Raw genomic sequence first — 11,740 nt, 5'->3', positions numbered from 1 at the left:
CCCGGCGCCCCCGGCCCCGCCCGGCTACCCCGCGCCCCCGCCGCCCTCGGCCGACGGCTACCACGCACCCCCCTTCGGTGCCGCCCCGGGCGCCCCCGCGGGCCCCGGGTTCCCGGCCGGGCCCGGCGCCCCGCAGCCCATCCCCGAGGGCAACACCCCCAAGGGCGTCGCCGTCAACCTGGAGAAGTACCGCGAGGTCCCCACCGGGCGCCGCTGGACGCAGCAGAACCACAAGCTCGTCCGCGTCGACCTCGGCGAGGACGGCAGTCCGGTCCTCGCGCGCCAGGGCAGCATGGTGCTCTACCAGGGCAAGGTCGACTTCAGCTACAAGGGCGCCGGCTTCAAGGGCCGCATCGTCGGCAACGCGACGGGCCAGGAACTCCAGCTCATGCGCTGCACGGGCAAGGGCCAGGTCTTCCTCGCCGAGGACGAGGCGCACCTGCACCCGATCGAACTCCAGGGTGACGCGATCTGCGTCTCCGCCGAGTCCGTCCTCGCCTTCGACGAATCCCTCCAGCGCGAGGTGCGCCGCATCGACGGCCACGGGCTGCCCGGCGGCTCGCTCTTCACGATGCAGTTCCAGGGCACCGGCACCGTGATCGTCAAGACGCACGGCACCCCCGTCGTCCTCCCGGTCACCCCGACCACCTTCGCCGACGCCAACGCCGTCGTCGCCTGGTCGGCCGCCGCGCAGGTCGTCCTCTCCAGCCAGGTGCGCCTGCGCCGCAACGCCTACCCGGGGCACAGCGGCGAGTCGGTCAACCTCCAGTTCCGGGGCGCGCCCGGCAACTTCATCGTCGTCCAGCCGTACGAGATCTGAAGCCTTCGAGAGGCAAGGGAAGCGCATGATGCAGCAGCACCTCGCGGGCTTCGCCGCGACCCCCGTGCAGGCCAGGATGGACACGCACGGCCACCACATCGCCAAGATCGCGATGAGCAGCGGCCGCGACCTCTTCGCCCGCTCCGGCTCGATGATCGCCTACGAGGGCTTCATCCAGTACGAGGCCAATCCGCCCACCGTCCGCCAGCTCGCCGGCGGCTGGCTCACCGGCGAGGGCGCGCCGCTCATGAAGTGCAGCGGCGACGGACTGCTCTACCTTGCCGACTACGGGGCCGACGTCGTCGTCCTCGACCTCGGCGGCGAGAGCATCTCCGTCAACGGCACCAACATCCTCGCCTTCGACGCTCATCTTCAGTGGGGCGTCGAGCGCGTCAAGGGGCTCGCCAAGTTCGCCGGTCAGGGCATGTTCAACGTCACCGTCGGCGGCGACGGCTGGATCGCGCTGACCTCGCGCGGCACCCCGATCGTCGTCGACTGCGGGCGCGGCGACGACGAGACGTACGTCGACCCCGACGCGCTCGTCGCCTGGTCCCCGAACCTCAAGGTCAAGGGCAAGCGCAGCTTCAAGGCGGGCGCGATGATCGGTCGCGGCAGCGGCGAGGCGTACCAGATGGCCTTCTCGGGGCAGGGGATCGTCGTCGTCCAGCCCAGCGAGGACAGCACCGACCGGCTCCGTATCCGGGGCTGAGGGGGGACACCGACATGCAGAGCCCGCTCTTCGCACACACCGAGCAGCAGACCCAGGAGCAGTGGACGCTCCAGAACTCGCAACTGCTGCGCATCGCCCTCACCGGGCACGACGACGTTCTCGCCCGCAAGGGCGCGATGGTCGCCTACCAGGGACTCGTGGAGTTCGACGGCGAGTACCAGAGCGCGGGGCAGCGCCGCTCCCGCCGCATGACGGGCGAGGGCCTCGACCTCATGCGCTGCACGGGCCAGGGCACCGTGTTCCTCGCGAACCTCGGTCAGCACCTGCACATCCTCGACGTCGACCACGAGGGACTCACCGTCGACAGCGCCTACGTCCTCGCTCTCGACTCCGCGCTGCACGCCGAGGTGATCGCCGTCGACAGCCAGTACGGCATCTCGGGCTCGGGCAAGTACCAGCTCAACCTCACCGGCAACGGCAAGGTCGCCCTCATGACTTCCGGCACGCCGCTGCTCCTGCAGGTCACCGGGCAGAACTACGTCAACGTCGACTCCGACGCCGTCGTCGCCTGGAGTACGTCCCTGCGGGTCCAGATGCAGTCCCAGACCCAGTCCGGCGGCGTCTTCCGCCGCCGCGGCAACACGGGCGAGGGCTGGGAGCTGAGCTTCCTGGGCCAGGGTCACGTCCTCGTCCAGCCGAGCGAGATGCTCCCCCCGCAGAACGCCGGCCTCTCGGGCATCCACGGCCAGTACGGCGTCGGCCAGAACCAGGGCAACGCCTGGGAGTGACGCCCCCGGGACCGCCCTCGCAGGCAGGAGGGGGACGGAGCCCTCGCGCAGCAGGGGGACGGAGCGGACGCACGACGGTACGGGGGCAGGAACGAGCGCGGAGGTACGGGGCCGAGGGCCGGGGGGGACCGTCTGCACCGGGCCCCGGCCCCGTACCGCCGCGGCCCCGTACGGCACACGTCCCGTACCGCCCGAGCCCGTGGCACCCGAAAGCCCCGCACGCCCGAAAGCCCCGCGCGCCCGAACGCCCCCGCTCAGACCCCCAGCGCCTCGCGCGCCGCTTCCACGAGCCGTCCCACCGAGGAATCGCCGATCTCGGCCGCCTCCGCGTAGCCGAACCAGCGCAGGTCGAGGGACTCGTCGCTGATCCGCGCCGCGGCGGCGGCCGGGGCGAGGGCCACGTACTGCACGTCGAAGTGCTGCGTGCACGGGCCGGGGATGCGGTGCCGGTCGAGGCGCACCGGGCCGCCCGGGTGCAGCGCGAGCGCCCCGATGCCCGATTCCTCGCGGGCCTCGCGCAGCGCCGCCTCCGCGAGCGAGACATCGCCCGGCTCGCAGTGGCCGCCCATCTGGAGCCACATCCGCAGCTTCCGGTGGAGCGTCAGCAGCACCTCGCCGCGCTCCGGGCACACCACGAGCGCGCTCGCCGTCACGTGACCCGCCCCGCAGGGCTTGTACATGCCGTCCGGGTGCGCGTCGAGGTGCGCCAGGTACGCGTCGCGCAGCTCCGGCTGCCCCGCGTACCGCTTCAGGACGCCGTACGCGTCCCCGTGCAGCGTCACGCCCCCGGACCCCGCTCCTCGTCGTCCCCCCGGTCGCCGGGACCGTCCGTGTCCTCGGGGCCGTCCTTCTTCTCCCGCTCCGGTCCCTTGCCCGAGGCCGCCTCGCCGAGCATTTCGTCCAGCTCGGAGAAGTCCAGCTGCTCGCGGTGGACGAAACCGTCCGGGTCGTCCAGGTCCTGCGCCGTCGGGAGCATGTCCGGGTGCGCCCACAGGCCGTCCCTGCCGTCCACGCCGCGCGCGTCGGCGAGCGAGGCCCACAGCCGCGAGGCGTCCCGCAGTCTGCGCGGACGCAGCTCCAGACCGATCAGCGTCGCGAAGGTCTGCTCCGCGGGACCACCCGAGGCACGCCGCCTGCGCAGCGTCTCGCGCAGCGCGTCCGCCGAGCCCAGGCGCGGCTTCGCCGCCGCGTGCACGACGGCGTCGACCCAGCCCTCGACGAGCGCGAGCGCCGTCTCCAGCCGGGCCAGCGCCGCCTTCTGCTCGGGCGTGTCCTGCGGCTCGAACATGCCGGACTGGAGCGCCTCCTGAAGCTGCTCCGGGTTCGACGGGTCGAGATTGCCGACCGCGTCCTCCAGCTTCGACGTGTCCACCTTGATGCCGCGCGCGTAGCCCTCGACCGCGCCGAACAGGTGCGAACGCAGCCACGGTACGTGCGCGAAGAGCCGCTGATGGGCGGCCTCGCGCAGCGCCAGGTAGAGCCGCACCTCCTCCTTCGGCACCCCGAGGTCCTTGCCGAAGACCTCGATGTTGAGCGGCAGCAGCGCCGCCTTGCCCGCCGGGCCGAGCGGCAGCCCGACATCCGTCGAACCCACTACCTCGCCCGCGAGCTGCCCCACGGCCTGCCCGATCTGCGTGCCGAACATGGCCCCGCCCATCGAACGCATCACGCCGAGCAGCGGGCCCGCCATGGCCTGCATCTCCTCGGGCAGCACCTGGCCCATCGCCGTGCCGACCCGCTCGGCCACCGGGTCCACGAGGTCCTTCCACACCGGCAGCGTCGCCTCGACCCACTCGGCGCGGCTCCACGCCACCGCCGTGCTCGCGCCGCTCGGCAGCGAGGTCGCGTCGTCGAGCCACAGGTCGGCCAGCCGCACGGCCTCCTCGACCGCCGCGCGCTCGGCCGGGCCCACGCTCTGGTCCTTCGTGCCGTCGGACGTGCCCTGCGAGACCGTCTGGCGGGCGATCTGCTTGGCCATGTCCCAGTTCACCGGGCCGCCGTCGAAGCTCAGCATCTGCCCGAGCTGCTGGAAGGCGGCACCCAGGTCGTTCGGCCCCATGGAGCCGAAGAGCGCCGCGAACGGGTTGTCCCCGCCCCCGCCGCCCGGCAGCCCGAAGCCGAACGGGTTGCCCGGGGTCTGCCCGGAGCCGGAACCCGAGCCCTCGGACCCGCCGGTGCTGTCCTTCTTCTTGCCTTCGTCGCCGTCGTCCGGCTCCTCCGGCGGAAGGCCGAATCCGAATGGGTTGTCACTCACGGGTTTCCTCGGCTGTTAGGGCCGCCGGTACGAGTCCGGCGGCGGCTGCCCTGGGCGGTGCGCGCACGACGCCCACGTACCACCCAGCGTAGACACCGGGACCGGCTCGGGGCTCGGTGCTCCGCCGACGCGCTGCCTGCGGCAGGATGGACGCCACCTGGTACGTACGCGTCATGCCCGTACGTACGACAGACAACCGCTGGAGACGCCTGGTGAGTTCCCCAGATCCGCAGGTTCGCGCAGCGCGAAACCCGTCCGGGTCCGCCGCGCGCGGTCCCGTCGTCGCCGTGACCGGTGCCGCGACCGGCATCGGAGCCCTTCTCGTCGAGCGCCTCACCGCCTCCGACGACATCGGCCGGGTCCTCGCGATCGACGAGAAGCGCGGCGACAACGCCGAGGCCACCTGGCACATCCTCGACGTCCGCGACCCCGCACTCGCCGAGAAGCTGCGCGGCGCCGATGTCGTCGTGCACCTCGCCGTCGATCTCGACCTGGAGACCGAGCCCGCCGCGCGCACCGCCTACAACGTGCGCGGCACCCAGACCGTCCTGACCTCGGCGGCGGCGGCCGGGGTGCACCGCGTCGTGCTGTGCACCTCCGCGATGGTCTACGGGGCGCTCCCCGAGAACCCGCTGCCGCTCGCCGAGGACGCCGAGCTCAAGGCGACGGCCGAGGCCACCGGTGTCGGCGACCTCCTGGAGATCGAGCGCCTCGCCCGCCGCGCCCCGCGCGCCCACCCCGGCCTCAACGTCACGGTGCTGCGCCCCGCCGTCCTCGTCGGCGGCACCGACACGGCCCTGACCCGCTACTTCGAGTCGCCGCGCCTCCTCGTCGTCGCGGGGTCCCGCCCGGCCTGGCAGTTCTGCCACGTCGAGGACCTGGTCAGCGCCCTGGAGTACGCGGTCCTGGAGAAGGCCGAGGGAGAGCTGGCGGTCGGCTGCGACGGCTGGCTGGAGCAGGAGGAGGTCGAGGAGCTGAGCGGCATCCGCCGCATGGAGCTCCCCTCCGCCGTCGCCCTCGGCGCCGCCGCCCGCCTCCACCGCATCGGCCTCACCCCGTCCCCGGCCGGCGACCTCGCCTACACGATGAACCCCTGGGTCGTCAGCGGCAGTCGCCTCCACGACGCGGGCTGGCGTCCCGCGTGGAGCAACGAGGAGGTCCTCGCGGAGCTGCTGGAGGAGGTCGCCGGGCGCCGTACGGTCGCCGGGCGGCGCCTGGGCCGCAAGGACGCGACGGCCGCCGGGGCGGCGGGCGCGACGGTCGCGCTGCTCGGCACGGCGGCGCTCGTGCGCAGGGCGCGGAAGGCCCGCAGACGCCTGTGACCTCCCGGGCGCCGCCCTGCCTCCGGAATCCCGTCCCGGTGCGACACCATGAGGACATGACCGACACCGATCCGATCAGACTCCTCGCCATCCGCGACACCCCGCTGTCCGTCGATGAGGTCTTCGCCGCCGTCGGCGACGACGCCGCCGGTGGCACCGCTCTCTTCGTCGGGACGGTGCGCGACCACGACGGGGGCGAGGACGTCGCCTCGCTCAGCTACTCCAGCCACCCGAGCGCGGAGGCCGAGCTGCGGCGCGTCGCGGAGAAGGTCGCGGCCGGCTTCCCGGTACGGGCCCTCGCCGCGATCCACCGCGTCGGGGATCTCGCCATCGGCGACCTCGCGGTCGTCGTCGCCGTCTCCTGCCCGCATCGCGCCGAAGCCTTCGCCGCCTGCCGCCGCCTCATCGACGACCTCAAGCACGAGGTGCCCATCTGGAAGCACCAGCGCTTCACGGACGGCCGCGAGGAGTGGGTGGGGGCCTGCTGAGGCCGCCGGGCCCTCCGGTTGCGTAACCGCACCCCGCCAGCGAGCGTTGCACTGGCTGCTGGTTAATCTGCTCATCAGCCAGTAGATGACGCAATCGGGGAGTCGGAGGTCGGCATGGCTGCACTCGCGTGGTTGCTGATTCCGCTTGTGGCCGCCGTGGGCGCGGGGCTGTGGGCCATGTGGGCGGCGCGCACCCGCAGGACGGGGGACGGACCCGAACTGGCCGGGTACGAGAAGTTCCGCGCCGCCATGGAGAAGCAGGCCGCCGGGCGCGTGCCCAGGGAAGAGCCCGTCGAGAGCGCCTGAGCCCCGCCGCCTTCACCCGTTCGCCGGGTCCGCAGGGCCCGGGCGTGCGGACACAGGGCCGTCCCGTACTGTCGTGCCATGCCGCGCCGCACCGTGACCCTCCTCACCTCGACACTCGTCCTCGTCGCCCTCCTGTGCGCGGGCGTGCTGATCCCGGTCCCGTACGCGGAGATGTCGCCGGGCCCCACCGTGAACACGCTCGGCGACCACGACGGCGAACCGGTCCTCCAGGTCTCGGGGCGCAAGACGTACGAGGCGAGCGGTCACCTGAACATGACCACGGTGCGCGTCACGAGCCCCGACTACCGGATGAACCTCCCCGAGGCGGTCTGGGGCTGGCTCTCGGGCGACTCGCTCATCGTCCCGCACGACAACCTCTACCCCCGGGGCACGACCGAGGAGCAGTCGACGCAGGAGAACGCCGAGGAGTTCTCGCAGTCGCAGGAGAACGCCAAGGTCGCGGCGCTCAGGCAACTCGGCATCCCCGTCTCCTCGCGCATCGTCGTCGCCGCGGTCACCAAGGACAGCCCCGCCGAGGGCCGGCTGCACGCCGGGGACGTCATCGAGAGCGTCGACGGCACGAAGATCGAAGAGGCCGACGACGTCGCCGAGGCCGTCACGAAGCACGAGGTGGGCGAGAAGGTCCACTTCTCCGTGATCCCCGCGGCGAAGGCCGCGGCGGCCGAGAAGCGCCACGAGCGGCCCACCGGCGCACGCGACGTCACCGTCACGACCGTCCGCTCCGGCAAGGACCAGGGCCCGAGCCGCCCCATCGTCGGCATCCAGGCCGGGGTGGACCACACCTTCCCGTTCTCCATCGACATCAAGCTCGCCGACGTCGGAGGCCCCAGCGCCGGGCTCATGTTCGCCCTCGGCCTCGTCGACAAGCTCACCCCCGGCGACCTCACGGGCGGCAAGTTCGTCGCGGGCACGGGCACGATCGACGACGACGGGAAGGTCGGCGCGATCGGCGGCATCGGCATGAAGACGGTCGGCGCGCGCCGCGCGGGAGCCCAGTACTTCCTCACCCCCGCCGACAACTGCGCCGCCGCGAGCCAGGACACCCCCGACGGGCTCACTCTCGTCAAGGTCCGCACGATCGACGACGCCGTGAAGGCCCTCGACAAGATTCGCGACGGCAGGACGAAGGGGCTGCCCTCCTGCGCCAAGAGCTGACCAGCCCAAGAGCCGGCCCGCGCCGGGCGTACGCGTCCACGGAGAAGGGGCGGGCTCGTCGTGGGCCCGCCCCTCCGCCGTAGGCGGCCCGGGCGCCGTACGCACGTCGCCGCGCCCCGCACCCGTACCGCTCGCGTTCCGGGCTACGCCGCGAACGTGGCCTCCAGCGCCTGCGCGAGACCCGGCACCAGGTCCGCGCCCGTCAGGACGTCCAGCTCGGAGTCCTTCTCGCGCAGCCGCAGCGCCGACTCGCGGTCCCCGTCGCGCAGCACGGCGACGGTCATCCGCACCTCCTGCCGCTCCGGGTGCTTCGCGACCCACGCCGCGAGCGCGGCCTCGTCGAGGTCCTCGGGGACGCTCGCCTCGGCGGACGGCGGCAGCATGAGGCGCTCGATGGTGAGCGCGCAGCCGGCGACCGCGTCCGGCCAGCCGATCGTGGCGAGGAACTCGTCGAGCGGGACGTCCGCGGGGACCTCCTCCTGCTCGACCGGGGTCAGCGTGCCGGCCGCCGCCTCCTCGCCGAGACCGAGGCGCTCGGCGAGTTCGGGCTCCTCGGCGCGCAGCCGGCCCGTGTCGACGAGGGCGAAGAGCCGGGCCGGCTGGTCCCAGCCGAGACCGGCCGCATAGGTGTCGATCTCCAGTACGGCGCGGGTGAGGGGGGTCGCTGCGGGTGGGGGGCTGGCGGGGGAATCGTTGGACATGGGCAATATCCTGCCCTCTTCAGGGGCCAGGACGGGAACTGAGTAAAGCTTCGTTAAGTTGCATGGGTGTGGGACTTGCCGCGCGGGCCCCACAAGCGGGGCTAAATCGGGCTCAACCGGGCAAACTGCCGGGGCCATGGCGCCCCGGCGCGTCCGCGCGGCAGCAACACGCATACCGACCGACCACCACCACAGCGAACTTCGAGGTGCGCACCTTGGCTTTCCAGATGCCGGACCGCGGCGGAGGCCCGACGGGGCCACGGATCAGAGTGGGCCGCCCCTCCCGGCGGGTCCGCACCCTGCTCATGACGCTCGGCGTCCTGGCCGTCCTGGCCATGGCCTTCGTCATGTTCGCGGGCTTCTGGACGGACTGGCTCTGGTACCGGTCGCTCCACTTCTCCTCGGTCTTCACCACGACCCTCAAGACGAAGGTCGGCCTCTTCGTCGTCTTCGGGCTGCTCATGGCCGCCGCCGTCGGCGTCAACATCTGGCTGGCGCACCGGCTGCGGCCCCCGCTCAGCGCGATGTCGATGGAGCAGCAGAACCTCGACCGCTACCGCATGGGCATCGCCCCGTACAAGAAGTGGCTGCTCCTCGGCATCACCGCTCTCGTCGGCCTGATCTCCGGGGCCTCGGCGGCGGGTCAGTGGCGCACCTGGCTCATGTGGGTCAACGGGCAGTCGTTCGGCCAGAAGGACCCCCAGTTCCACCTGGACGTCTCCTTCTACGCCTTCGACCTGCCCTGGTACCGCTTCCTGCTCGGCTTCGGCTTCGCCGCCGTCGTCCTCTCGGTCATCGCGGCGCTCCTGACGCACTACCTCTACGGCGGGGTACGGGTCACGAGCCCCGGCCAGCGCGTCACCAAGGCGTTCACCGGGCACCTCTCCGTCCTCCTCGGCATCTTCGTCTCGCTCAAGGCGATCGCCTACTGGCTCGACCGCTACGGACTCGCCGTGAAGTCCAGCGACTTCAAGGCCACCGACAACTGGACGGGCCTGCGATACGTCGACGCCAACGCCTACCTCCCGGCGAAGACGATCCTCTTCTGCATCGCGATCATCTGCGCGCTGCTGTTCTTCGCGACGCTGTGGCGCCGCACCTGGCAGCTCCCGGTGATCGGCTTCGGCCTCATGGTGCTCTCCGCGATCCTCATCGGCGGGCTCTACCCGGCGGTCGTGCAGAAGTTCACGGTCCAGCCGAACGAGCAGGCCAAGGAGGCCCCGTACGTCCAGAAGAACCTGACCGCCACGAAGAAGGCGTACGGGATCGACGACGCCAAGGTCAGCGAGTACCCGGGCAAGAGCGAGACCGACGACAAGTCCAAGCTGCGCGCCGACGCCGACCAGGCGGCGAGCTACCGCCTCATGGACCCCAACATCGTCTCGCCCACCTTCCAGCAGCGCCAGCAGATGAGGAACTACTACGCGTTCCCCTCGAACCTGGACGTGGACCGGTACAAGGACAAGGACGGCAAGGACCAGGACACCGTCATCGGGCTCCGTGAGCTGAACCTCAACGGCGTCCCGAAGCGGAACTGGATCAACGACCACTTCCGCTACACCCACGGCTTCGGCGTCGTCGCCGCCGAGGGCGACAACGCCGACTCCGGCGGCGGCCCCGTCTTCACCGAGTCCGACCTTCCCTCGAAGGGCGACCTCGGCGACTACGAGCAGCGCGTCTACTACGGCGAGAAGACCACGCAGTACTCGATCGTCGGCGGTCCCCAGAAGGAGATCGACTACTCCGACGACAACGGCGAGAAGACCACCCGCTACCAGGGCAAGAGCGGCGTCAGCCTCTCCAACCCCCTCAACCGGGCCGCGTACGCGGTGGCCTTCGGCGAGCCGCAGATCCTCTACTCGGGCGCCATCGGGGACGGCTCGCGCGTCCTCTACAACCGCACCCCGAAGGACCGCGTCGAGGCCGTCGCGCCCTGGCTCACGATCGACGGCGACGCCTACCCGGCCGTCGTCAAGGGCCGTATCCAGTGGATCGTCGACGCCTACACGACGACGAACGGCTACCCGTACGCCTCGCGCACCACGCTCGGGGACACGACGGCCGACTCGCTCACCGCCGCGAACAACCAGCGCGCGGTGGTCGCCCAGCAGAACCAGGTCAACTACATCCGCAACTCGGTGAAGGCGACCGTCGACGCGTACAGCGGCGAGGTCAAGCTCTACCAGTGGGACACCGAGGACCCCGTCCTCAAGACCTGGATGAAGGCGTTCCCGCACACCGTCGAGCCCCGCTCGGAGATCTCCCCGCAGCTCATGGACCACCTGCGCTACCCGCAGGACCTCTTCAAGGTGCAGCGCGAACTGCTCACCCGCTACCACGTGGACAGCGCGCAGACCTTCCTGAGCGGCTCCGAGGTCTGGCAGGTCCCGGACGACCCGACCAACAAGACGGGCAACTCCATCCCGGCCTACTACCTCAGCATGAAGATGCCGGGGGAGAGGGAACAGGCCTTCTCGCTCACCACGACCTTCACCCCCAACGGGCGCGACAACCTCAGCGCCTTCATGGCGGTGAACGCCGAGGCCGGCACTAAGGACTACGGCAGACTCACGCTCCTGAAGATGCCCACGGCCGACACGACCGACGGTCCCAAGCAGGTGCAGAGCAAGTTCAACTCGAACGAGGCCATCGCCGAGAAGATCAGGCTTCTGCGGGGTGGTGACTCGGAAGTCGAGTACGGCAACCTGCTCACCGTGCCGCTCGACGGCGAGTTCCTCTACGTCGAACCGGTCTACGTACGCGGCAGCGGCCTGAAGTACCCGCTGCTCAAGCGCGTCCTCGTCACCTACGCCGGGAAGACGGCCTTCGAGGGGACCCTCGACAAGGCGCTCAACGTCGTCTTCGGCGCCGAGAGCGAGACGCCGCCCGGCGACCAGGACGAGGAGCAGCAGCAGGAACCGCCGTCCACCGGCGACAAGACCCTGCAGGGCGCCCTCGACGACGCCGAGAAGTCCTTCGAGGACGGGCAGAAGGCCCTCAAGGACGGCGACTGGAAGGCGTACGGAGAGGCGCAGGAGCGCCTCCAGGACGCCCTCGACCGCGCGGCGAAGGCGCAGGACGCGGCCACCAAGCCGTCCTCCGACTCCAAGTCGCCGCCGAAGAAGGAAGGTTCGGGCTCCAGCGCGTGACGCCCGCGCCCGCCCCCGGTCCTCGGGGGCGGGCGCGCCCCGTTTCGCGTGATAGCGTGGTGATCA

General features: G+C 71.5%; 11 protein-coding genes. 8 read left to right on the top strand and 3 right to left on the bottom strand.

Annotated features, from left to right (window positions below):
• From IF99_RS34685 to IF99_RS0104965, 3 genes are all read left to right on the top strand, one after another.
• Positions 1-820: AIM24 family protein (locus IF99_RS34685; RefSeq protein ID WP_030995095.1), on the top strand; the 820-nt coding region annotated here is incomplete at its 5' end.
• A gap of 28 nt (positions 821-848) precedes the next feature.
• On the top strand, positions 849-1,529 hold the full coding sequence (locus tag IF99_RS0104970; RefSeq protein ID WP_030995094.1) for an AIM24 family protein: 681 nt from the start codon (positions 849-851) through the stop codon (positions 1,527-1,529).
• Positions 1,530-1,543: 14 nt separating this feature from the next.
• Entirely contained in the window at positions 1,544-2,278 is a 735-nt protein-coding gene (locus IF99_RS0104965) for an AIM24 family protein (RefSeq protein WP_030995093.1), read from the top strand.
• Positions 2,279-2,532: 254 nt separating this feature from the next.
• Here the strand turns inward: IF99_RS0104965 and IF99_RS0104960 are convergent, their stop codons facing one another.
• Positions 2,533-3,060, bottom strand: coding sequence for an NUDIX hydrolase (locus IF99_RS0104960; protein ID WP_030995092.1), 528 nt, complete (start codon positions 3,058-3,060; stop codon positions 2,533-2,535).
• Positions 3,057-4,532 carry a zinc-dependent metalloprotease gene (locus IF99_RS0104955; protein WP_030995091.1) on the bottom strand — a complete coding sequence of 492 codons (1,476 nt, stop codon included), beginning with the start codon at positions 4,530-4,532 and terminating at the stop codon, positions 3,057-3,059. The genes IF99_RS0104960 and IF99_RS0104955 overlap by 4 nt, the downstream gene beginning before the upstream one ends.
• Positions 4,533-4,744: 212 nt before the next feature.
• Between IF99_RS0104955 and IF99_RS0104950 the strand changes: the two genes are divergently transcribed.
• The 4 genes from IF99_RS0104950 (at position 4,745) to IF99_RS0104935 (ending at position 7,824) form a co-directional block, all read left to right on the top strand.
• Positions 4,745-5,854 carry an SDR family oxidoreductase gene (locus IF99_RS0104950; protein WP_030995090.1) on the top strand — a complete coding sequence of 370 codons (1,110 nt, stop codon included), beginning with the start codon at positions 4,745-4,747 and terminating at the stop codon, positions 5,852-5,854.
• A 56-nt stretch (positions 5,855-5,910) separates the two neighbouring features.
• Positions 5,911-6,342, top strand: coding sequence for a molybdenum cofactor biosynthesis protein MoaE (locus IF99_RS0104945; RefSeq protein ID WP_030995089.1), 432 nt, complete (start codon positions 5,911-5,913; stop codon positions 6,340-6,342).
• 114 nt (positions 6,343-6,456) lie between these two features.
• The gene (locus IF99_RS0104940; RefSeq protein WP_030995088.1) at positions 6,457-6,648 is read left to right on the top strand and encodes a hypothetical protein; all 192 of its coding nucleotides are present in this window, start codon (positions 6,457-6,459) and stop codon (positions 6,646-6,648) included.
• 78 nt (positions 6,649-6,726) lie between these two features.
• Complete coding sequence (locus IF99_RS0104935) at positions 6,727-7,824, top strand: PDZ domain-containing protein (protein ID WP_030995087.1); 1,098 nt, start codon at positions 6,727-6,729, stop codon at positions 7,822-7,824.
• A gap of 143 nt (positions 7,825-7,967) precedes the next feature.
• On the opposite strand, the gene IF99_RS0104930 is transcribed toward IF99_RS0104935, so the two are convergent.
• Positions 7,968-8,525 (bottom strand): PPA1309 family protein, encoded by a 558-nt coding sequence (locus IF99_RS0104930; RefSeq protein ID WP_030995086.1) that lies wholly within the window; start codon positions 8,523-8,525, stop codon positions 7,968-7,970.
• A gap of 227 nt (positions 8,526-8,752) precedes the next feature.
• Between IF99_RS0104930 and IF99_RS0104925 the strand changes: the two genes are divergently transcribed.
• Positions 8,753-11,674 carry a UPF0182 family protein gene (locus IF99_RS0104925; RefSeq protein ID WP_199806456.1) on the top strand — a complete coding sequence of 974 codons (2,922 nt, stop codon included), beginning with the start codon at positions 8,753-8,755 and terminating at the stop codon, positions 11,672-11,674.
• Positions 11,675-11,740: the final 66 nt, after the last annotated feature.

The sequence above is a fragment of the Streptomyces sp. NRRL F-5630 genome (assembly GCF_000719475.1).
In the GTDB taxonomy this organism is placed as follows: domain Bacteria; phylum Actinomycetota; class Actinomycetes; order Streptomycetales; family Streptomycetaceae; genus Streptomyces.
The sequence above is the reverse complement of the archived record's forward strand: the minus strand, read 5'-3'. Positions and strand labels throughout refer to the sequence as shown.